This is a genomic window from Leclercia sp. UBA7405 (assembly GCF_037152215.1).
GTDB classification, from domain to species: domain Bacteria; phylum Pseudomonadota; class Gammaproteobacteria; order Enterobacterales; family Enterobacteriaceae; genus Enterobacter; species Enterobacter pneumoniae.
Map to the genome: position 1 here is coordinate 1,020,395 of NZ_JBBCMR010000001.1, position 21,692 is coordinate 1,042,086.

Consider the following 21,692-nt stretch of genomic DNA (forward strand, 5'->3'; position numbering starts at 1 on the left):
GATAAAAAAAAGCCCATCGTGGGAGATGGGCAAAGACTACACACAGCAATTCGTTGTTTCACTCAGGGGATTTCCATGCTTATAAATCAACGCGTTGATTCATAACCGTGACCTAATAGTAGGCTTGCGCGCTTTTTGCGTCGATCGGATTCCTCTCAATAGTTTAAAAGCGTTGAAGATTTTTCGAGGTTTATGAGGCAATTGCGGGCACTTAGTAGGTCAGGCGGGATAAATACACTCAATAAATATTAGCAACGCTTAACATTCTGGTGAGCGAACCCACCAGAACCGTGGTTTCACTTATGCCGTTGTTCAGCGTCGCTAATCTCTTCGGGTACCAGGTGCGGATCCTTAACGGGGAAGGGCACTTCATTCACCCACGCTGAGAAAAGACGCCAGGAGACGGCCAACAGGACCGGGCCGATAAACAAGCCTATCATGCCGAAGGCGATCAGCCCGCCGATGACGCCGGACAGAATCAGAATGAGCGGCAAATCCGCGCCCATCCGGATAAGTATTGGGCGAATGACGTTATCCATCGTGCCCACAACGCAGCTCCAGACCAGCAACACGGTGCCCCAGGTGGTATCGCCACTCCAGTAAAGCCAGATAATCGATGGCACCAATACCGTCAGCGGCCCCAACTGCACCAGACAGGAGAACAGCATTACGACGGTGAAGAGGGTTGCGTAAGGCACACCGGCAATCGCCAGACCAATGCCGCCCAGCACCGACTGCACCAGCGCGGTCACCACAACACCCAGCGCCACGGCGCGGACCGCCTGCGCAGCCAGCACCATAGCGGCATCGCCACGCGCAGAGGCGAGGCGCGTGGCGAAGTGACGTACACCCAGCGCCACTTGCTCACCCCGCCAGTAGAGCAGAGCGCTAAACAGCAGCATCAGGGCGCAGTGCACGATAAAGCGACCAATATGCGCCGCCTGGCCGACAAACCAGGCCGTGGTGGCGCCCACGTACGGGCGTACCTTCGCCATAATTGCGCTGCCGCCCATATCCAGCAGGTTGTGCCAGCCGGCGTACAACTTATCGCCCACCAGCGGAATGCTGTTCAGCCAGGCCAGATCCGGTAACGTGAGATCGCCGCTGGTCAGTGCTTTGATAATCGGGCCGCTGCCATCTACAAGGCTGTTCACCAGCAGGGCGACAGGAATCACAAACAGCAGCACCAACAGAAGGGTCATCACCAGCACCGCCAGCGAACGACGGCCAAACAGCAGGCGCTGAAGACGGATAAAGAGCGGCCAGGTGGCAATCACCACCGTACCCGCCCAGGCAAAGCCGAGAATAAAGGGTTGAACAATCCACAGACACGCAATGATCATGATGGCCAAAAACAGCACCGACAGCAGTATCTGCGCAACATCCCTGGGCTGACGAAGAGAGGTCATAAATGAAATTTTCCTTAATGTACACCCGCCGGGCTGGCAGGAAGGGAAACCGCGTCACTCTAATCATCAGTGATTTCCCCGGTTTTTAACAGGCGGATTCTGCCTGTAATTCTACTGAGCGTATAAGAAAAAAATGTGATAAAACTTTCCGGACACAACGCAAACGATTATCCCCCTCCTGGTTCAAGCTGCAGATGCGTTGGCTGCGTGTATTCACCCGGTGTGCTGTGCGCCCGGGGATCTGTTCACATGCCGCCTTTCTGTAGCGCGAATGAGTAAGGGGATCCACAACTCTTATTAGGGTCGACAGTAATGATCCCACAGATTTCTCAGGCACCCGGCGTCGTTCAGCTGGTGCTCAATTTTTTGCAAGCACTGGAGCAACAGGGTTTTACCGGCGATACCGCCACGGGCTACGCCGACAGGCTGACCATGGCCACCGACAACAGTATCTACCAGCTACTTCCCGATGCCGTCGTATTTCCCCGTTCTACCGCTGACGTGGCGCTGATTGCCCGTCTTGCCTCGCAGGAACGTTTTACGTCACTGATTTTTACCCCGCGCGGCGGCGGCACCGGCACCAATGGTCAGGCGCTTAACCAGGGCATCATCATCGATATGTCCCGCTATATGAACCGCATCATCGAAATCAATCCTGAAGAGGGATGGGTGCGCGTAGAAGCGGGGGTGATCAAAGACCAGCTTAATCAGTACCTCAAGCCATACGGCTACTTTTTTGCGCCGGAACTCTCTACCAGTAACCGCGCCACCATCGGGGGGATGATCAACACCGATGCGTCCGGCCAGGGCTCGCTGGTGTATGGCAAAACATCCGACCACGTCCTCGGCGTCCGTGCCGTATTGCTGGGCGGTGACATCCTTGATACCCGGCCCATGCCGGTTGCGCTGGCCGAGACGCTGGGCAACGACAGCACCGCCACGGGGCGAATTTATCGTACCGTGCTGGAGCGTTGCCGGGATAACCGCCAACTGATTATTGATAAATTCCCGAAACTGAACCGCTTCCTGACGGGGTACGATCTGCGCCACGTTTTCAATGACGATCTGAGCGAGTTCGATTTAACCCGTATTCTGGCAGGCTCCGAAGGAACGCTGGCGTTTATTACCGAAGCGCGGCTGGACATTACGCCGCTGCCAAAAGTGCGCCGTCTGGTGAATGTGAAATACAACTCCTTCGACTCCGCGCTGCGTAATGCCCCCTTTATGGTCGATGCGCGGGCGCTGTCGGTAGAGACGGTCGATTCCAAAGTGCTGAACCTCGCGCGGGAAGATATCGTCTGGCACTCGGTAAGCGAACTTATTACCGACGTTCCCGACAAAGAGATGCTCGGTCTGAATATCGTCGAATTTGCCGGCGATAACGGCGAGTTGATCGACCACCAGGTTAACACGCTCTGCCAGCGCCTCGATGAGCTGATCGCCGCGGGCGAAGGCGGCGTGATTGGCTGGCAACTGTGCAGTGAGTTGGCGGGTATAGAACGTATTTACGCTATGCGTAAAAAAGCGGTGGGGCTGCTGGGGAATGCCAAAGGCGCGGCCAAACCCATTCCTTTTGCCGAAGATACCTGCGTGCCTCCCGAGCATCTGGCCGACTATATTGTGGAGTTCCGGGCGTTGCTCGACCGCCACGGCCTGAGCTACGGCATGTTTGGTCACGTGGATGCGGGTGTGCTGCATGTGCGTCCGGCGCTGGATATGTGCGACCCGCAGCAAGAGATGCTGATGAAACAGCTCTCTGATGACGTGGTGGCGTTAACGGCCAAATACGGCGGGCTACTCTGGGGTGAACACGGTAAAGGCTTCCGCGCGGAGTACAGCCCGGCGTTCTTCGGAGAGGCGCTCTACGGCGAGTTGCGCAAGGTGAAAGCGGCGTTCGATCCGGATAACCGCCTGAATCCGGGAAAGATCTGCCCGCCAGAGGGCATCGATGCCCCCATGATGAAGGTCGATGCCGTCAAACGCGGCACCTTTGATCGTCAGATCCCTATCGCGGTGCGCGCCTCCTGGCGCGGCGCGATGGAGTGTAACGGTAACGGGCTGTGCTTTAACTTCGACGCAAAAAGTCCGATGTGCCCGTCAATGAAGATCACCAGCAACCGCATTCACTCGCCAAAAGGGCGCGCCACCCTGGTGCGTGAATGGCTGCGTCTGTTGGCCGATCGGGGTGTGGATCCGCTGGTGCTGGAAAAAGAGCTGCCCGGGAAACGCGCCAGCCTGCGTTCACTTATCGAGCGCACGCGCAATAGCTGGCATGCCCGCAAAGGGGAGTATGACTTCTCGCATGAAGTAAAAGAGGCCATGTCCGGTTGTCTGGCCTGTAAAGCGTGCTCTACGCAGTGCCCAATCAAGATCGATGTGCCGGAGTTCCGGTCACGCTTCCTGCAGCTTTATCACACCCGCTATCTGCGCCCGGTGCGCGATCACCTGGTGGCGACGGTGGAGAGCTACGCCCCCCTGATGGCCCGCGCGCCGAAGACCTTCAACTTCTTCCTTAAACAGCCGATGGTGCGCAAACTTTCCGGTAAGCACATCGGTATGATCGATCTGCCGCTGCTGTCGGTGCCGTCGCTGCAGCAGCAGCTTGTGGGTCACCGCTCCGCCAACACTACGCTCGAACAGCTCGAAGCCCTGAGCGACGAACAGAAAGCCCGCACCGTGCTGGTGGTGCAGGATCCTTTTACCAGCTATTACGACGCGCAGGTTGTGGCCGATTTCATCCGGCTGGTGGAACGCCTCGATTATCAACCCGTGGTGCTGCCGTTCTCGCCCAACGGCAAGGCGCAGCATATTAAGGGGTTCCTCAACCGCTTTGCGAAAACCGCGCAGAAGACCTCTGATTTCCTCAACCGCGTGGCGCAGTTGGGGATGCCGATGGTGGGTGTCGACCCGGCGCTGGTGCTCTGTTATCGCGATGAGTACAAACAGACGCTGGGAGACAAACGTGGAGATTTCCACGTTCAGCTGGTGCATGAATGGCTGCCAGCCGTGCTGAATAACCCTGCGGTGCCGGAGTCCAGCGGGGAGTCCTGGTATCTGTTTGGTCACTGTACGGAAGTGACGGCGCTGCCCGGGGCGCCGGGACAGTGGGCATCTATCTTCGCCCGTTTTGGCGCGAAGCTGGAAAACGTCAACGTAGGGTGCTGCGGTATGGCAGGAACTTACGGACATGAGGTGAAAAACCATGCCAACTCGCTGGGTATTTATGAGCTCTCCTGGCGCCAGGCGATGCAGCGCCTGCCGCGAAACCGCTGTCTGGCTACCGGCTACTCCTGCCGCAGCCAGGTGAAGCGCATCGAGGGCAGTGGCGTGCGTCACCCTCTGCAGGCATTACTGGAGATTATGGGATGATCTGGAGACGTACCACTACGCTTGAGGCCTTGAATGCCATGGGCGCGGACAATATGGTCGGCCTGCTGGATATACAGTTCACCCGCCTCGGTGATGATGAGCTGGAAGCCACCATGCCCGTCGATAGCCGGACGCATCAGCCATTCGGTCTGCTGCATGGCGGCGCCTCCGTGGTGCTCGCCGAAACGCTGGGGTCGGTCGCCGGTTATCTCTGCACCGAGGGGCAACAGAAGGTGGTAGGCCTCGAGGTCAATGCCAATCATCTTCGTTCTGTGCGGAGTGGTAGGGTGCGCGGCGTCTGCCGCGCGCTGCACGCCGGGGGGCGCCATCAGGTGTGGCAGATTGAGATCTACGATGAGCAGCAACGGCTGTGCTGCTCCTCGCGGCTCACAACCGCGGTGGTGTAAAAAAAGGCGGGGATGCCTTGTTTATGGTCAAAAAACGAACAGCAAAGTGTGATATACTGGTCGCGTTTTGTACATAAACGAGGACATTATGGATACCGATTTGAACCCAACCCAACTGGCCATTGAATATTTACGCCGCGATACGAGCAACCTTTCTCCGGCTCAGTATTTGAAAAAGCTGAAACAGCTTGAACTGGAATTTACGGATCTGCTCACGCTCTCTTCAAGCGAACTCAAAGAAGAGATCTACTTTGCCTGGCGGTTGGGTGTTCACGTCCATTAATTTCTGCACTCTGTAATAAAGGCCGCGATTGCGGCCTTTATGCTTTCTGTGCGCTTTGCAGAGCGGCGCCGCAATTTATGTCAAATCACCGCCCGCTATTCATGAGACTATTCTGATGCTCCTTCAAGAGCTAAGCCACAGAGTGCCGGAGATAAGCGCCGGATGGAGCAAGGAACCCTTAAGATTACCCTCGGGTAGTCTTAAGGGTTTTCTTTTGGCTGAATTACAATGACAGGCCGATCGCCGCGTTCACCATGCTCGAAGCCATAAAGACCCCACCTACGATGAGAAACGCCCGGTTTTTGCGGGTGCCCGCGAGCGTCAGCATTACTATAGCCACCACGAAAAACGGGATGGCAATAATCGAAAATGTATTCATAGTGGCACCTAATCTTTAAGAGGCAGATAACGTAACCGGGTCTACCGCCTAACGCCAGACTTTGCGAACCGCCAATACAGGTAGGGTCTCGCTTCACACCTGGTTTCCCTTCTATGACTGTTCCGGAAGAGTCGGGTTGCCGGCCGCGCTCTTCATCAACAAAGCCTGCTCAAAAAACTATCTCATAAATAGGCATTCCCTATACAACTTTTCCATTTCTACCCGTCTCATCGATTAGCGCGTCTAAATCCATTATTAATCAATAAATTGATTAAAAAAATCCTTGCCTGATAACAACTCAGGCAGGGTCTATGCTTAATGAAAGTAGCCAAAAAGGGCGATTAAGCAGAAAGTCCCTGCTGTCAGGGGGTTGAAGTGATAATCGTTATCACTAACATGGTGTTATGCCCTGATGGCGCAACAAATGAGGTGGACCTATGGAATTGCATTCAGAAACGTTCAACCCAGCGGATTTCACATGGCGCGGACTGTCGCTTACCCCTGCGGCAGCGAAGCACATTCATGAGCTGGTGGAGAAACAGCCCGGCATGCTGGGCGTGCGCTTAAGCGTCAAGACGACCGGCTGCGCCGGTTTCGGCTATGTGCTGGATACCGTCAGCGAGCCGCAAAAAGACGACCTTATTTTCGAGCATGACGGTGCAAAACTGTATGTACCGTTACAGGCGATGCCGTTTATTGACGGTACCGAAGTGGATTACGTGCGCGAAGGTTTAAACCAGTTATTCAAATTCAACAACCCGAAAGCCCAGAACGAATGTGGGTGCGGCGAAAGCTTTGGGGTATAGGCGGTACTATGTCTCGTAATACTGAAGCAACTGACGATGTCAAAACCTGGTCCGGTGGCCAACTCAATTATAAAGAGGGCTTCTTCACCCAATTACAAACCGACGAGCTGGCAAAAGGGATCAGCGAAGAGGTGGTGCGCGCTATCTCAGCACGCCGTAATGAGCCTGAGTGGATGCTTGAATTTCGCCTGAGCGCTTACAAAGCCTGGCTGGAAATGGACGAGCCGCACTGGCTGAAGGCGCACTACGATAAGCTGAACTATCAAGATTACAGCTACTACTCCGCCCCTTCCTGCGGTAACTGCGACGATACCTGCGCCTCTGAGCCGGGGGCCGTACAGCAGACCGGCACCAACACCTTCCTGAGTAAAGAGGTGGAAGAGGCCTTTGAGCAGCTCGGGGTGCCGGTGCGTGAAGGGCGAGAAGTGGCCGTAGACGCCATCTTCGACTCCGTCTCCGTGGCGACGACCTATCGTGAAAAACTGGCGGAACAGGGGATTATCTTCTGCTCCTTTGGCGAGGCGATACACGATCATCCGGAGCTGGTGCAGAAATATATTGGCACCGTGGTGCCCAGCAACGACAACTTCTTTGCAGCGCTGAATGCGGCCGTGGCCTCGGACGGCACCTTCATCTACGTGCCAAAAGGGGTGCGCTGCCCGATGGAGCTGTCGACCTATTTCCGTATCAATGCGGAAAAAACAGGTCAGTTTGAACGCACCATCCTGGTTGCCGATGAGGGCAGTTACGTCAGTTACATCGAGGGCTGTTCTGCGCCGGTACGAGACAGCTATCAGCTGCATGCGGCCGTGGTGGAAGTGATTATTCACAAAGATGCGGAAGTGAAGTACTCCACGGTACAAAACTGGTTCCCGGGGGATAACAACACCGGCGGCATCCTGAACTTCGTCACCAAGCGAGCCCTGTGCGAAGGTGAAAACAGCAAGATGTCCTGGACCCAGTCGGAAACCGGCTCCGCCATCACCTGGAAATACCCAAGCTGCATTCTGCGCGGCGATAACTCCATCGGTGAGTTTTACTCCGTGGCGCTGACCAGCGGTCATCAGCAGGCCGATACCGGCACCAAGATGATCCATATCGGCAAAAACACCAAATCAACCATTATCTCGAAGGGGATCTCTGCCGGACAGAGCCAGAACAGCTATCGGGGGCTGGTAAAAATCATGCCAACGGCGACCAACGCCCGAAACTTCACCCAGTGTGATTCGATGCTGATCGGGCCAGACTGTGGGGCGCACACCTTCCCCTACGTGGAGTGCCGGAACAACAGCGCACAGCTGGAGCATGAAGCCACCACCTCGCGGATTGGTGAGGATCAGCTCTTCTACTGCCTGCAGCGCGGCATCAGCGAAGAGGATGCCATCTCCATGATTGTTAACGGCTTCTGTAAGGACGTGTTCTCTGAACTGCCGCTGGAGTTTGCCGTTGAAGCACAGAAACTGCTGGCGATTAGCCTTGAACACAGCGTCGGTTAAGCATTAAGGAAAGCACATGTTAAGCATTAAAGATTTACAGGTCAGTGTGGAAGATAAAGCGATCCTGCGTGGGCTGAGCCTGGAGGTTCGCCCGGGCGAGGTGCATGCCATTATGGGGCCGAACGGTTCCGGGAAAAGTACGCTCTCTGCAACCCTGGCCGGGCGTGAAGATTACGACGTGGTGGGCGGCTCGGTGGCGTTCAAGGACAAAGATCTGCTGGAACTGTCGCCGGAAGAGCGCGCCGGTGAAGGGATCTTTATGGCCTTCCAGTATCCGGTCGAGATCCCGGGCGTCAGTAATCAGTTCTTCCTGCAAACCGCGTTAAACGCCGTGCGCAAGTACCGTGATCAGGAAGCGCTGGACCGCTTCGACTTCCAGGACTTAATGGAAGAGAAGATTCAGCTGCTAAAAATGCCGGAAGATCTGCTTACACGTTCGGTAAACGTCGGCTTTTCCGGCGGCGAGAAGAAGCGTAACGACATTTTGCAGATGGCGGTACTGGAGCCTGAGCTGTGTATTCTGGATGAGACCGACTCCGGTCTGGATATTGATGCGCTGAAAATCGTTGCCGACGGGGTTAACGCCCTGCGCGATGGCAACCGCTCATTTATCATCGTCACCCACTACCAGCGTATTCTCGACTACATCAAGCCAGACTTTGTACACGTACTTTATCAAGGGCGCATTGTGAAATCGGGTGATTTCACCCTGGTTAAACAGCTGGAGGAGCAGGGCTATGGCTGGCTTACCGAACAGCAGTAACGCGCTACAGCAGTGGCATCGCCTGTTTGAGGCGCAAGGTCAACCGCGCTCTGAACAGGCCCAACAGCATCTGCAGCAGATGCTGCGTCTTGGATTGCCTGGGCGGAAACATGAAAACTGGAAGTACACCCCGCTGGATGGGTTGCTGAATAGCCAGTTTGTCACCCGTCTGGCCGAGGTGAGCGCAGCGCAGCGGGATGCGCTGAGCATAGCGGTGGATGCCGTACGGCTGGTCTTTGTCGACGGTCAGTTTATTCCGGGCCTGAGCGACAGCAGCGAAGGGAGCGGTTTTGACATTGAGATCAACGACGCGCGTCAATCCTTGCCCGCGCCGGTTCAGCCTGAGCTCTTTCTGCATCTCACCGAAAGCCTGGCGCAATCGGTCACGCACATTCGCGTGAAGCGCAATCAGCGTCCAGCCCGGCCTTTGCTGTTGCTGCACATTACTCAGGGGCTTGCGGGGGGAGAGGAGGTGAATACCGCCCACTACCGCCACCATCTGGAGATGGAGCAGGGCGCCGAAGCGACGGTCATCGAACACTATGTCAGCCTGAATGATGTTCGCCATTTCACCGGTTCACGAATGACCATGAACGTGGCGGCAAATGCACAGTTGCACCATCTGAAGCTGGCGTTTGAAAATGCGCTTTGTCATCACTTCGGCCACAACGACATCTTGCTGGCTGCAGACGCGGCGGCCCACAGCCACAGCTTCCTGCTGGGCGGCGCGGTGTTACGCCACAATACCAGTACCCAACTTAACGGCGAAAATACCACGCTGCGCATTAACAGCCTGGCGATGCCGGTGAAATCCGAAGTGTGCGACACCCGCACCTGGCTCGAACACAACAAAGGGTTTTGCAACAGCCGTCAACTGCACAAAACCATCGTCAGCGATAAAGGTCGCGCGGTGTTTAATGGGCTAATCAAGGTGGCCCAGCATGCCATCAAGACCGACGGGCAGATGACCAACAACAATCTGCTGATGGGGCGCCTGGCTGAGGTGGATACCAAGCCGCAGCTGGAAATCTATGCGGATGATGTGAAGTGCAGCCACGGGGCAACCGTGGGCCGTATCGACGACGAGCAGATGTTCTATCTCCGTTCGCGCGGTATTGACCAGCAGGCTGCCGAAAAGATGATTATCTACGCCTTTGCCGCTGAGCTGACAGAAGCTATTGGTGACGAAGGGGTAAAACAGCAGGTCCTGACCCGCATCGGTCAGCGCTTGCCTGGAGGTAAGGCATGAATTTTCCGGTGGAGAAAGTGCGGGCGGATTTTCCGGTCCTGACCCGTGAAGTGAACGGTCTGCCGCTCGCCTATCTCGACAGCGCCGCCAGTGCCCAGAAGCCGGCGCAGGTGATCGATGCCGAAGCGGAGTTTTACCGACACGGCTATGCGGCGGTGCACCGGGGTATCCATACCCTCAGTGCGGAAGCGACTCAGCGCATGGAAAATGTGCGCAACCAGGCGGCGGCGTTTTTAAACGCCCGTTCGCCGGAAGAGCTGGTCTTCGTGCGCGGCACCACCGAAGGGATCAACCTGGTCGCTAACAGCTGGGGCAACGCCTCGGTTCATGCCGGGGATAATATTGTCATCACTCAGATGGAGCATCATGCCAACATCGTGCCGTGGCAGATGCTCTGTGAGCGCGTGGGGGCCGAACTGCGGGTGATCCCGCTGAACCAGGACGGTACGCTGCAGCTGGCGCAGCTGGATGCGCTGCTTGATGAACGTACCCGACTGGTGGCGGTGACGCACATCTCTAACGTTCTGGGGACTGAAAACCCGTTGGCGGAGATTGTAGCGAAAGCGCATCAGGTGGGGGCGAAGGTGCTGGTGGACGGTGCCCAGGCGGTGATGCACCAGGGTACCGATGTCCAGGCGCTGGACTGCGATTTTTATGTGTTTTCCGGACATAAACTCTACGGACCGACCGGGATCGGCGTGCTCTACGTGAAGGAGGATATCCTGCAGGCTATGCCGCCGTGGGAAGGGGGCGGGTCGATGATCGCCACCGTCAGCCTCACCGAGGGGACGAGCTACGCTAAAGCGCCCTGGCGCTTTGAAGCGGGTACGCCAAACACCGGCGGCATTATTGGTCTTGGGGCTGCTATAGAGTATGTCTCAGCCATTGGTCTGGAGAAGATTGCCGCGTACGAGCAGAAGCTGATGGATTACGCCTTGCACGCTCTGGCCGAGGTGCCGGATCTGATTCTCTATGGACCGGCAGATCGCAAAGGGGTCATTGCCTTTAACCTGGGTAAACATCACGCCTATGATGTGGGGAGCTTCCTCGACAATTACGGCGTTGCGGTGCGCACCGGGCACCACTGTGCAATGCCGCTGATGGCCTTTTATCAGGTTCCGGCCATGTGCCGCGCGTCGCTGGTCATGTATAACACCACAGAAGAGATCGACAGGCTGGTGGCGGGACTCAAACGCATCCACCAGCTGTTAGGTTAACAGGGAGGCAAGAGATGGCCGCGTTGCCAGACAGAGATAAATTACTGCGTAACTTTACACGTTGCGCAAACTGGGAAGAGAAGTACCTGTACATCATTGAGCTTGGGCAGCGACTGCCTGAGCTTAGTCCGGAAGCCCATAACCCGGAAAACATCATTCAGGGGTGTCAGAGCCAGGTCTGGATCCTGATGCACCAGAACGAGGCGGGGGTGATAGAACTGCAGGGCGATAGCGATGCGGCCATTGTGAAGGGGCTGATCGCCGTGGTGTTTATTCTCTATCACCAGATGTCCCCACAGGACATTCTGGCTTTCGATGTGCGCCCGTGGTTTGAACAGATGGCGCTGACACAACACTTAACGCCGTCCCGTTCTCAGGGGCTGGAAGCGATGATCCGCGCAATCCGCACCAAAGCCGCCAACATTAGCTAAACTTACCAGACAGCATTCATTCTGTTTCGCGAGGCGGTTCCCGCCTCGCTGGTTTTCAGCTTTCTGACGTCCTGTCAGTGAATAAGGAATATCAGCATGAAGCGCGCGTCTCTGATTACACTTTTACTTCTTGGGTCGCTCGGCGCGGTAAATAGCGCCAGAGCGGTGGATTATCCATTGCCGCCTGCGGGCAGTCGCCTAATAGGCCAGAATCAGACTTACACTATTCAGGAAGGCGATAAAAATCTGCAGGCAATCGCCCGCCGGTTTAATACTGCTGCGCACTTAATTCTCGAAACCAATAACACCATTGCCCCGGTTTATCCGGCTCCGGGCACGGTGATTACTATTCCATCGCAAATGTTACTGCCCGATACGCCGCGCGAAGGAATTGTGGTTAATCTTGCCGAACTGCGGCTCTATTATTTCCCCCCCGGGGAGAATAGCGTGCAGGTTTATCCTCTGGGGATAGGCCAGTTGGGGCTGGAGACGCCGGTCACCACGACCCGCATCAGCCAGAAGATCCCCAATCCCACCTGGACGCCGCCAGCCGGCATCCGGGCGCGCTCACTGGCGCAGGGGATAAAACTGCCGCCCGTGGTCCCGGCAGGGCCAAATAATCCACTGGGGCGCTTCGCATTGCGTCTGGGGGTGGGTAACGGCGAATACCTGATTCACGGCACCAGCGCACCCGACAGCGTAGGCCTGCGCGTGAGTTCTGGCTGTATGCGTATGAATGCGCCGGATATTAAAGCGCTCTTCTCGCAGGTTCGGGTCGGCACCCGGGTGCAGATCATCAATGAGCCGGTGAAATTCGCCGTCGAGCCGGACGGCAGACGCTATGTTGAGGTGCACCGCCCGCTGGCGGCTATTGAAGGGGATAATCCACAGATCCTGCCTATTCCGCAGTCTGCTGGTTTTGCGTCCTTTGTTGCTGAGAGCGGTAGCGATAAAGCGCTGGTGGATAAAGCAATGTCACGCAGGGCAGGCATTCCGGTCGCCGTGTCGGTAGGGGCCACGCCTTCAGCGAATCACACTGTGCAGTCGGTGCAGAATCAGCGCACGCCGGTGACCTCTGTTGAGGAGACGCGCGAGCAGGTTACGCAGTAGGGAAGGGGAATCGCAGGCAAAAAAAATGGCGCACAATGTGCGCCATTTTATTAACAGGTACTATTACTTACGGTATTTAGTAGCCTGGTTGTCCAGACGCTGGTTAGCGCGTGCTGCGTCATCTTTAGCAGCCTGAACGTCGGAACGCATTGCGTTCACGTCGTTGCTCAGCTGGTCAACTTTAGCGTTCAGAGTCTGAACGTCAGAAGACAGCTGATCGATTTTAGCGTTGCTGGAGCAACCTGCCAGCAGAGTAGAACCCAGGATTACCGCGCCCAGTACCAGTTTAGTACGATTCATTATTAATACCCTCTAGATTGAGTTAATCTCCATGTAGCGTTACAAGTATTACACAAAGTTTTTTAGGTTGAGAATATTTTTTTGTTGGGAATCCGCCTATTTTTGATCGTTCGCTCAAAGAAGCATCGAAATCGGCTATATCAGCCAAAAAATGCTGTTAAAACAAAATATTTTAATCGGATTCATCTTAGTAAAAGTGCGTATTAAATAGAAAAACCCGATTTGATTTTTTAATGACTATGGTCGATGGCACAAATAAAAAAAGCGCTCCGAAGAGCGCTTTTTAAACTAATTAATTCGGACAGTAATTATTACAGAACGTGAACAGATGCGGTATTGGTGGTGCCTGATGGTACCAGCGCGCCAGAAACCATCACCACAACGTCGCCTTTCTGTGCCAGACCGCACTCAACCAGCTGCAGAGCCACTTCTTTACCCAGACGATAGAAATCATCGGTAGAAGCAATCTCTTTCACCAGATGCGGAACCACGCCTTTGCTCAGCACCAGCTGACGTGCTGTGGTTTCGTTGGTGGTCAGTGCAAGGATGGTGGCGTTCGGGAAGTATTTACGTACAGCTTTCGCAGATTTGCCGCCCTGGGTTGCCACAACGATCAGCGGCGCTTCCAGTTTCTCAGCGGTCTCTACCGCACCGCGGCAGACGGCTTCGGTGATGCGCAGCTTACGGCTGTCGTTGTTGTTGTCCAGACGGCTCTTCATCACGCGGTCGGTACGCTCACAGATGGTTGCCATGATGGAGACCGCTTCCAGCGGATATTTACCTTTAGCGGATTCGCCAGAGAGCATAACGGCATCGGTACCGTCGAGGATGGCGTTAGCCACGTCGCCTGCTTCAGCGCGGGTTGGGCGTGGGTTTTTGATCATGGAGTCCAGCATCTGCGTCGCGGTAATAACCACTTTACGTGCACGCACACACTTCTCGATCATCATCTTCTGCGCGAAGATTACCTCTTCAACCGGAATCTCAACGCCCAGGTCGCCACGAGCAACCATGATGCCGTCAGACGCTTCGAGGATCTCATCGAAGTTGTTCAGACCTTCCTGGTTTTCAATTTTGGAGATGATCTGGATATTTTCGCCGCCGTGCGCTTTCAGGTGCTCACGGATTTCAACGACGTCAGAACGTTTACGGATGAAAGAGGCCGCCACGAAGTCAACGCCTTGCTCACAACCGAAGATCAGGTCTTGCTTATCTTTTTCTGCCAGGGCAGGCAGCGCGATGGAGACACCCGGCAGGTTCACGCCTTTGTTCTCGCCCAGGTCGCCGTTGTTCAGCACTTTACAAACAACGTTCTTACCTTCGATAGCGGTCACTTCCATGCCGATCAAACCGTCATCCACCAGCACGGTGTTGCCCACGGAGAGATCGCTGGTGAAGCCTTCGTAAGTCACAGCAACGATTTCGCTGTTGCCGACCACGGACTTGTCTGTAGTGAACGTGAAGGTCTGGCCCGCTTTCAGCGAAACGTCATTGCCGCCTTCCAGTTTGATGGTACGAATTTCTGGACCTTTGGTATCCAGCAGGATTGCTGCTTTTTTACCGGTCTTGCTCATCACGTTGCGCAAGTTCTGAATGCGCTGGCCGTGTTCAGCATAGTCACCGTGAGAGAAGTTCAGACGCATAACGTTCATGCCGGCGTCCAGCATTTTGGTCAGCATCTCTTCAGATTCGGTTTTCGGGCCGATGGTGCAAACAATTTTCGTCTTTTTCATGACAGTCTTAGTCTTTAAGTTGAGAAGGATATGGAAATCTCGCTCCGGGGGCGCTGGGCCTCAGAGTCAAACCTGTGTTGCGAATGATTTTATGGCACGCAGTAAGGATAGGTGACATCAATTGAGCGTGCAGAAGAAAGTGTGCCTGTGTTTCAGCCCAGGAGGAGAGGGAAAGTTGTATGCGTTGTTTTTTGTATTCCAAGCGCTGAAACCATTCATCAGGGATTAGGCGCGCATTATACGCCTAAGTATGCGCAAAAGGAAAATGAAAACAGCGTTTCAAAAATTATATGTGCAGATTCACAAAGGATTGTTATCAACGCGTTAAGCTTGCCCAGGCGGATGTTGCGGCAACGAAAAACCTAACCGCAAATTTGCCAGATTTGCTGCTTTTCCAGCGATACGCCGCCCTTTCTGGCCCCTGAATCCGGGTAAAAGGCGAACCAGAGGTGCATTTGCGGAAAATAGCTCACCTTTTCCATAATGCAGCTATCCCGCTCTCCCCAGTCAAACTGCCGTTTATAACTCAAAATTATATGAAATTCCTTTTTGGTCATTTCAAAGATAATCACGGCTGATTACTATCATTTGGACATCCATACTGCTAAACCGCTAAATGCTAACGGATAAGTATAAGAATGATAGTTCTCAGGAATATTTCGAAGATTTTTGATGACGGAAAAGTCTCGCTGACCGCCGTTGACGACGTCAACCTGGCGATTGAGCAGGGGCAAATTTACGGCATCATTGGCTACAGCGGTGCCGGTAAAAGTACGCTGATTCGCCTGCTAAACGGACTGGAAAAACCGACTACAGGCACGGTGACCATTAACGGGCAGGAGATTTCCGCGGCGAAAGGCGAGGCCCTGCGTCAGGCACGTCTGAAGATCAGCATGGTGTTTCAGCACTTTAATCTGCTCTGGTCGCGCACGGTGAGTGAGAACATCGCCTTCTCTATGCAAATTGCCGGCGTATCCAAAGCCAGGATCGCTGCGCGCGTCGCCGAGCTGGTAGAACTGGTGGGTTTAAAAGGGCGTGAAAATGCTTATCCATCCCAACTGAGCGGCGGGCAGAAACAGCGCGTAGGCATTGCCCGGGCGCTGGCCAATAATCCGGATGTGCTGCTCTGCGACGAGGCCACCTCGGCGCTTGACCCGCAAACCACCGATCAGATCCTCGATCTACTGCTGGACATCAATCGTCGCTTTAAGCTGACCATTGTATTGATCACCCACGAAATGCACGTGGTGCGCAAAATCTGCGACCGCGTGGCGGTGATGGAAAACGGCAAAGTGGTGGAGGAGGGCGAGGTGCTACAGGTCTTTACCCATCCGCAAAAGGCGATCACGCAGCAATTTGTGCGTCAGTTAAGCCAGTATGCAGAAGAGGAGACCTTCAATCCGGAACTGACAAACGCGCTGGAAGGCACGGTAATCAAACTGACCTTCACCGGTCACAGCACCCATCAGCCCATCGTTGGGGAGCTGACCCTGCGCTATGGCCTGCCCTTTAACATTCTGCACGGCAAAATGACACAAACCGCCCACGGCGTCTTCGGACAGCTCTGGCTGCACGTCGTTGCAACGGAAGAACAACTTAACAATATCCTCGCCGACCTGCAGCAAAGCGATATTGAAGGCGAGGTAGTTAAACATGGCTGAAAATCTCTTCCCACACCTGAAGTGGGACCAGCTCTGGGCCGCCACCCAGGAGACGCTGTACATGACCGCCTTATCCGGCGTGGCGACATTTGCGCTGGGGTTGATTCTGGGACTGGCGCTCTTTTTAACCGCCCGCGGCGGTATGTTCCAGAACCGCACGGTCTATAGCCTGATCTCCATCGTGGTGAACGTCTTCCGCTCGATTCCTTTTATCATTCTGATCGTGCTGCTGATCCCCTTCACCAAAACCGTGGTGGGCACCATTCTTGGCGCTAACGCCGCATTGCCGGCGTTGATTGTCGGGGCGGCCCCTTTCTATGCGCGTCTGGTGGAGATCGCCCTGCGCGAAGTGGATAAAGGCGTTATTGAAGCCACGCGATCGATGGGCGCACGACTGAGCACATTAATCTTTCGGGTTTTATTGCCGGAGTCATCACCCGCGCTGGTATCAGGCATGACGGTCACGCTGATTGCCCTGGTGAGCTACAGCGCAATGGCAGGGGTGATTGGTGCTGGCGGTTTAGGAAATCTGGCTTATCTGGAAGGATTCCAGCGCAACCATGGTGACGTCACGCTGGTGGCAACGGTGACCATTTTAATCATCGTTTTCATTATCCAGTTCTGCGGCGATGTCATTACTTCACTGTTAGATAAAAGATAATCACGAATAACACACAGGAACCAACATCATGAAAAAAACACTGACGCTGATCGCCGCCGCAACCCTGAGCGCCCTGAGCTTTGCCTCCTGGGCCGACACCCTGACCGTGGGCGCGTCTAACACCCCGCATGCGGAAATTCTGGAGCAGGCTAAGCCGATTCTGGCGAAGCAGGGTATCGACCTGGAGATAAAACCTTTCCAGGACTATATTCTGCCGAACACCGCGCTGGCGGGGCGTGATATTGACGCCAACTATTTCCAGCATATCCCTTATCTGAACAGCGTGCTGAAAGACCACGCCGGTGACAAAGAGTATGATTTTGTCAGCGCAGGCGCTATCCACATTGAGCCTATCGGTATCTACTCTAAAAAATACAAATCGCTGAAGGATCTGCCGGAAGGCGGCAAAATCATCATGCGTGACGCGGTGTCTGAAGAGGGCCGAATCCTTTCCATTTTCGAGAAAGAGGGCGTGATCAAGCTGAAGCCGGGCATCGACAAAGTGACCGCCCGCATTAGCGATATCGTGGAAAACCCGAAAAAACTGCAGTTTACGCCGAACGTGGAGGCCTCTCTGCTGCCGCAGATGTATAACAACGACGAAGGCGCCGCCGTGGTGATTAACGCCAACTACGCGATTGATGCCGGTCTGGATCCGGTTCACGACCCCATCGCGGTAGAGAGCGGTGAGAACAACCCGTATGCCAACATCATCACCGTGCATCGTGGCGATGAGAAGAAGAAAGATATCGTCGCGCTGGTGGACGTGCTGCACTCGAAAGAGATCCAGGACTGGATCCGCACCAAATATAAAGGCGCGGTGATCCCGGTAAATAACTAATTCCCTGATTTATTTTAAAAAAGCCTGGTGAGCCACTCGCCGGGCTTTTTTTGTATAAGAGGTATGAATGCTTTAAGCTGGCCTTTTCGGGCAAAGGAGTGAAAGCGATGGGCAATGTGAGCAAAGACGACGCGCTGTATCAGGAGATGTGCCGGGTGGTAGGAAAAGTGGTGCTTGAGATGCGTGATCTGGGACAGGAACCGAAGCATATTGTGATTGCCGGGGTGGTGAGGACATCCCTGGCGAACCAGCGCGTGAAGCGAAGTGAATTGACCACCGAAGCGATGGAGCGCGTCATTAAAGCGCTGGCAGGCTAACCACCACGCACGCGGGCGCTTTGCGCTGCCCGTCCGGTTTGTGCGAATTTCGCAAAACCTCTGCCGGTTTTGGTATTTCCCTCGTCCTCTTTCTGCTGCTTAACTAAGGGCAGGCTGAAATGACGAGGAACAGGACCATGCGAAAATGGATAAGTACGTTACGGCGGTTTTTTGCCACACCCGAAACGCGTGCAGAGAACAGTGCGCAACGTATTATTGAGTCGATTTTGCCTGTCGCCAGCCTGTATGGCGTGGACATCGCCACTATCGACCCGGAGTGGTTCCATGCGCAAACGCAACGTTAAAAACCGCCTCATGCGGGAAACTTACTGGAACGAGGTGTGCGTTCTGTGACCGGGATCCCCGGCACCTTTTGTCCGTAACCTGACAACCTGCTAAGGTTTCTGGCGTCTACCCACCACGCCAGCTAAACGGATGAACAGCAAAAACTTTATTAGACGTAGCCTCCTGCTCTGGCTCTCCTTTAGTCTGCTCTGTAGCGCGCTACTCTACGCCGAGCAAATCCGCCGTCAGTACTGGGATCGCGATCGGGATTTCAGCGCCCTCTGGTCAGCCATCGGTGCGGTACTCACCCAAAACGAATCGGTTCTGCCGTTGCTTAGCGGCGATGAAGATCTGCTGGCGTTGCGCAAAAAATTTCCGCAAATTGTGGCGCTGGAAAAAACGGCTGACCGTCCCCTCGATGCCGTACGCGTTGAACCCTCAGGCGGCAATCAATACTGGCTCTATAATCCCTGGCGACAAATCCGGGTGCGCATTGACCTGCAACCCATGCTGGAGACCCACCACCGTTTTACCGCCTTGCGCCTGAATCTCATCGATCCTGTTGCCGCACCCGACACCACGGCCTTCTGGCACTGGCAGCGCCCGTTTCCTCAGCACACTCAACCGTTCTTGCTGAGCGCCGAGGCAAAGCCGGCCTGGTTTCAGGTCTCTGCCGGGCCGTTCATGCTGCTGATTCTGCTCTGCGGCGCGGTGACCGGGGTCGGTCGACTGTTCGTCTGGCAGCGTCTGCAGCGGCAGAATGCCGAACGCCGCGCCTGGTATTATCAGCATGCCCGTCTGAATACGCTGGGGGAAATCACCGCCGGGATTGTCCACGAAATCAACCAGCCGTTGACGGCCGCGCAGACCTGGATACAGGGTGCAAAGCGACAGGTGCGACAAGGGAATCTGGATGCCACAGGGCAGGCACTGGACGCAGCCCTGGTGCAAACGCAGCGGATCAGCGCCTTGCTAAACCGCTTTCGTGAACATGTGGCCGAAGAGAAAGTGGATTTACAGGCGGTCGATCTGGCCGAGTGCTGGCAGCATGTGGGCAATTTACTGCAACATGAGCGCAGCGCGAAACATATTCGCATTACCCACGATTTTCCCCCTGATGGGCGCAGCATCCTGGCAGACCGTTTATGGCTGGAGCAGGTGCTGCATAACTTGCTCAGCAACGCCATTCAGGCCCAGCAAGAGCGCCCGGCGGGCTGGGTACATATTGCCAGCCAGCGTCGGGCTGAGCATATCCTGGTAACATTAACCGACGGTGGCCCCGGCTTTACCCCCGAAGCCCTCGAGAAGGCCTTTATGCCGTTTTATAGCGGCCGGCAGGCGGGCATCGGATTGGGGATGACCCTGACGGAGTCGCTGGTAGAGAGAATGAACGGCACGATTTCACTGCATAATGCGCCCGAAGGCGGAGCCCGGATCGCGCTGCAATTCACCCATCCGGAGGAGACAACACATGGGTAGTCACATCTATTTAATCGATGACGATGCGGCCATCCGGGAATCGTTATCCTTTTTGCTCTCGGATATGGGCTGGCAGGTCGTTTCCTTCGAGAGCATTGCCGCTTTTATTGCCGTGCACGGCAGCGACCCATCCTTGACCGGCTGCCTGCTGCTGGATATGCGCATGCCGGGGAAAGGGGGATTGACGTGGCTGGAAGAGGGGCAGTGGCCGTGGCCGCTGCTGCCGGTGATCCTGATGACCGGACATGGGACCATCGACGCCTGTCGCCGGGCATTTCATAACGGGGTGTTTGAGTTCTTCACCAAGCCTCTGGACGCCGATAAGCTTATCGAAACCCTCGGTCGCGCGCTGGAGGAGAGCACCGCGCGCATGACGCGCTGGCAGGAAAGCCGGCGCGTGCGAATCTTATTTGAGCAGCTCACCGCCCGCGAACATGAGGTGCTGAAAGCACTGATGGAAGGGCATAGTAACAAAGAGGTGGCGCAGCGGCTGCATCTCTCCCCGCGTACGGTAGAGGCGCACCGGGCGGCAGTCTTCACCAAGCTGGGCGTCACCAGCCTGGTGCAGGCCATACGTGAATATGACAAATTGCAATCCGTATAACTACCAGGTGGATTGCGTAATCAACCGAATAACTTTTCGTCGCGCGCTTTCGTACTCTGTGCCTGTTTCCCCTCACAAGAGAATGAGCGATGAAAAAGAGAATGATGGCAGCGGCCCTGATTGCGGGTCTGGTAAGCGTATCGGCACAGGCGCAGTCTGTCGCGCAGAAAAGCCTCTCATTGACCCAGGCCAATGCCCTGGCGACGGCGGCCATTCAGGCCTGCATGGCCAAAAACTATCAGGTCACGGTGACCGTGGTCGATCGCGCAGGGGTGGTAAAAGCCGTCCAGCGCACGGATAACGCGGGTCCGCATACGGTTAAGGCCAGTGAGATGAAAGCCTGGACTGCGCTGAGCACCAAAAATTCCTCCGGCAAGGTGATGGAGGCGGCGCAAAACAATGCCGGGGCACAAAACATGCGTGATGTTCCTGGCTTCTTGCTGCTGGCGGGTGGGCTACCGGTGAAGGAGGGGGATGAGGTGATTGGTGCCATCGGTATCGGCGGCGCACCGGGGGGCCATTTTGATGAAGCCTGCGCTCAGCAAGCCATTGAAGGCCTCGATAAGTAATAAAAAGCCCCGAGGTAACGGGGCATTTCGTTTAGATCTTGCAGGCGTCGCCGCAGTCGTTGTCCGCGATAATTTCCTGAGCTTTCTTATCAGCATCTTCCAGACGCTCTGCGTTACGCTCTTCTGCCTCATCCAGCCCGCTAAAGACCAGATTATCGAGATCGATTTCCATACATCACCTGCTTTATCAGTTTGATCATCGGCTCAGTATAGGCAGGTGACAGGCAAACTGCACGTCGCAATCTGTGCGGTTACGCGCGACGTTTCATACTGCATTGCATGGCGAGATTGTTGACGAGCGCTATACATTTGCTGACATATCC

At 55.2% G+C, this 21,692-nt stretch carries 25 protein-coding genes and 1 other RNA gene; 18 read left to right on the forward strand and 8 right to left on the reverse strand.

Annotated features, from left to right (window positions below):
• Window position 1 precedes the first annotated feature (1 nt).
• Window positions 2–109, reverse strand: an RNA gene (rprA, locus tag WFN75_RS04935) — antisense sRNA RprA.
• A 187-nt stretch (window positions 110–296) separates the two neighbouring features.
• On the reverse strand, window positions 297–1,409 hold the full coding sequence (gene ydiK, locus WFN75_RS04940) for an AI-2E family transporter YdiK (RefSeq protein ID WP_046885926.1): 1,113 nt from the start codon (window positions 1,407–1,409) through the stop codon (window positions 297–299).
• A gap of 312 nt (window positions 1,410–1,721) precedes the next feature.
• Here ydiK and ydiJ point away from each other — a divergent pair, with 312 nt between their 5' ends.
• The 3 genes from ydiJ to WFN75_RS04955 all read left to right on the forward strand — a co-directional run bounded on the left by ydiJ (window position 1,722) and on the right by WFN75_RS04955 (window position 5,468).
• Window positions 1,722–4,778, forward strand: coding sequence for a D-2-hydroxyglutarate dehydrogenase YdiJ (gene ydiJ, locus WFN75_RS04945; protein WP_336995690.1), 3,057 nt, complete (start codon window positions 1,722–1,724; stop codon window positions 4,776–4,778).
• Window positions 4,775–5,185 carry a 1,4-dihydroxy-2-naphthoyl-CoA hydrolase gene (menI, locus tag WFN75_RS04950; RefSeq protein WP_336995691.1) on the forward strand — a complete coding sequence of 137 codons (411 nt, stop codon included), beginning with the start codon at window positions 4,775–4,777 and terminating at the stop codon, window positions 5,183–5,185. The genes ydiJ and menI overlap by 4 nt, the downstream gene beginning before the upstream one ends.
• Before the next feature lie 88 nt (window positions 5,186–5,273).
• Window positions 5,274–5,468 (forward strand): YdiH family protein, encoded by a 195-nt coding sequence (locus WFN75_RS04955; RefSeq protein WP_040075977.1) that lies wholly within the window; start codon window positions 5,274–5,276, stop codon window positions 5,466–5,468.
• Between the two features lie 223 nt (window positions 5,469–5,691).
• On the opposite strand, the gene WFN75_RS04960 is transcribed toward WFN75_RS04955, so the two are convergent.
• A complete protein-coding gene (locus WFN75_RS04960; protein ID WP_212477951.1) occupies window positions 5,692–5,847 on the reverse strand; it encodes a hypothetical protein in 156 nt (51 codons plus the stop codon).
• Window positions 5,848–6,284: 437 nt separating this feature from the next.
• Here WFN75_RS04960 and sufA point away from each other — a divergent pair, with 437 nt between their 5' ends.
• The 7 genes from sufA (at window position 6,285) to ldtE (ending at window position 12,919) form a co-directional block, all read left to right on the forward strand.
• The gene (sufA, locus tag WFN75_RS04965; protein ID WP_040075975.1) at window positions 6,285–6,653 is read left to right on the forward strand and encodes a Fe-S cluster assembly scaffold SufA; all 369 of its coding nucleotides are present in this window, start codon (window positions 6,285–6,287) and stop codon (window positions 6,651–6,653) included.
• An 8-nt stretch (window positions 6,654–6,661) separates the two neighbouring features.
• On the forward strand, window positions 6,662–8,149 hold the full coding sequence (gene sufB / locus WFN75_RS04970) for a Fe-S cluster assembly protein SufB (protein ID WP_286781070.1): 1,488 nt from the start codon (window positions 6,662–6,664) through the stop codon (window positions 8,147–8,149).
• 16 nt (window positions 8,150–8,165) lie between these two features.
• Window positions 8,166–8,912, forward strand: a complete 747-nt coding sequence (gene sufC, locus WFN75_RS04975) for a Fe-S cluster assembly ATPase SufC (protein WP_046885930.1) — start codon at window positions 8,166–8,168, stop codon at window positions 8,910–8,912.
• Entirely contained in the window at window positions 8,887–10,161 is a 1,275-nt protein-coding gene (gene sufD / locus WFN75_RS04980; protein WP_336995692.1) for a Fe-S cluster assembly protein SufD, read from the forward strand. The genes sufC and sufD overlap by 26 nt, the downstream gene beginning before the upstream one ends.
• On the forward strand, window positions 10,158–11,378 hold the full coding sequence (gene sufS, locus WFN75_RS04985; RefSeq protein WP_336995693.1) for a cysteine desulfurase SufS: 1,221 nt from the start codon (window positions 10,158–10,160) through the stop codon (window positions 11,376–11,378). The genes sufD and sufS overlap by 4 nt, the downstream gene beginning before the upstream one ends.
• Before the next feature lie 14 nt (window positions 11,379–11,392).
• On the forward strand, window positions 11,393–11,809 hold the full coding sequence (gene sufE / locus WFN75_RS04990) for a cysteine desulfuration protein SufE (RefSeq protein WP_336995694.1): 417 nt from the start codon (window positions 11,393–11,395) through the stop codon (window positions 11,807–11,809).
• A gap of 96 nt (window positions 11,810–11,905) precedes the next feature.
• Window positions 11,906–12,919 carry a L,D-transpeptidase LdtE gene (ldtE, locus tag WFN75_RS04995; protein ID WP_207293602.1) on the forward strand — a complete coding sequence of 338 codons (1,014 nt, stop codon included), beginning with the start codon at window positions 11,906–11,908 and terminating at the stop codon, window positions 12,917–12,919.
• Window positions 12,920–12,982: 63 nt separating this feature from the next.
• On the opposite strand, the gene lpp is transcribed toward ldtE, so the two are convergent.
• From lpp to WFN75_RS05010, 4 genes are all read right to left on the reverse strand, one after another.
• Window positions 12,983–13,219, reverse strand: coding sequence for a murein lipoprotein Lpp (gene lpp / locus WFN75_RS05000; protein WP_001082307.1), 237 nt, complete (start codon window positions 13,217–13,219; stop codon window positions 12,983–12,985).
• Window positions 13,220–13,530: 311 nt separating this feature from the next.
• Window positions 13,531–14,952 (reverse strand): pyruvate kinase PykF, encoded by a 1,422-nt coding sequence (gene pykF, locus WFN75_RS05005; RefSeq protein WP_040075967.1) that lies wholly within the window; start codon window positions 14,950–14,952, stop codon window positions 13,531–13,533.
• A 7-nt stretch (window positions 14,953–14,959) separates the two neighbouring features.
• Window positions 14,960–15,154 carry a protein YnhH gene (gene ynhH, locus WFN75_RS22630; RefSeq protein ID WP_419395493.1) on the reverse strand — a complete coding sequence of 65 codons (195 nt, stop codon included), beginning with the start codon at window positions 15,152–15,154 and terminating at the stop codon, window positions 14,960–14,962.
• A 160-nt stretch (window positions 15,155–15,314) separates the two neighbouring features.
• Window positions 15,315–15,482, reverse strand: coding sequence for a hypothetical protein (locus tag WFN75_RS05010; RefSeq protein ID WP_336995695.1), 168 nt, complete (start codon window positions 15,480–15,482; stop codon window positions 15,315–15,317).
• A gap of 108 nt (window positions 15,483–15,590) precedes the next feature.
• Between WFN75_RS05010 and WFN75_RS05015 the strand changes: the two genes are divergently transcribed.
• The 8 genes from WFN75_RS05015 to WFN75_RS05050 all read left to right on the forward strand — a co-directional run bounded on the left by WFN75_RS05015 (window position 15,591) and on the right by WFN75_RS05050 (window position 21,369).
• Window positions 15,591–16,613: a methionine ABC transporter ATP-binding protein gene (locus tag WFN75_RS05015; protein ID WP_336995696.1), complete on the forward strand. Its 1,023-nt coding sequence runs from the start codon at window positions 15,591–15,593 to the stop codon at window positions 16,611–16,613.
• On the forward strand, window positions 16,606–17,274 hold the full coding sequence (locus WFN75_RS05020; protein WP_040075965.1) for a methionine ABC transporter permease: 669 nt from the start codon (window positions 16,606–16,608) through the stop codon (window positions 17,272–17,274). The genes WFN75_RS05015 and WFN75_RS05020 overlap by 8 nt, the downstream gene beginning before the upstream one ends.
• 28 nt (window positions 17,275–17,302) lie before the next feature.
• Window positions 17,303–18,115, forward strand: coding sequence for a MetQ/NlpA family ABC transporter substrate-binding protein (locus WFN75_RS05025; protein ID WP_039029111.1), 813 nt, complete (start codon window positions 17,303–17,305; stop codon window positions 18,113–18,115).
• Between the two features lie 107 nt (window positions 18,116–18,222).
• Complete coding sequence (gene fumD / locus WFN75_RS05030; protein ID WP_040075964.1) at window positions 18,223–18,432, forward strand: fumarate hydratase FumD; 210 nt, start codon at window positions 18,223–18,225, stop codon at window positions 18,430–18,432.
• Between the two features lie 137 nt (window positions 18,433–18,569).
• Window positions 18,570–18,737, forward strand: a complete 168-nt coding sequence (locus tag WFN75_RS05035; RefSeq protein WP_046885936.1) for a hypothetical protein — start codon at window positions 18,570–18,572, stop codon at window positions 18,735–18,737.
• Window positions 18,738–18,867: 130 nt separating this feature from the next.
• Window positions 18,868–20,196 carry a sensor histidine kinase gene (locus WFN75_RS05040; RefSeq protein ID WP_336995697.1) on the forward strand — a complete coding sequence of 443 codons (1,329 nt, stop codon included), beginning with the start codon at window positions 18,868–18,870 and terminating at the stop codon, window positions 20,194–20,196.
• A complete protein-coding gene (locus WFN75_RS05045) occupies window positions 20,189–20,800 on the forward strand; it encodes a response regulator transcription factor (protein WP_336995698.1) in 612 nt (203 codons plus the stop codon). The genes WFN75_RS05040 and WFN75_RS05045 overlap by 8 nt, the downstream gene beginning before the upstream one ends.
• A gap of 89 nt (window positions 20,801–20,889) precedes the next feature.
• Window positions 20,890–21,369, forward strand: coding sequence for a GlcG/HbpS family heme-binding protein (locus WFN75_RS05050; protein ID WP_336995699.1), 480 nt, complete (start codon window positions 20,890–20,892; stop codon window positions 21,367–21,369).
• 31 nt (window positions 21,370–21,400) lie between these two features.
• Here the strand turns inward: WFN75_RS05050 and WFN75_RS05055 are convergent, their stop codons facing one another.
• Window positions 21,401–21,541, reverse strand: coding sequence for a hypothetical protein (locus WFN75_RS05055; RefSeq protein ID WP_046885940.1), 141 nt, complete (start codon window positions 21,539–21,541; stop codon window positions 21,401–21,403).
• Window positions 21,542–21,692: the final 151 nt, after the last annotated feature.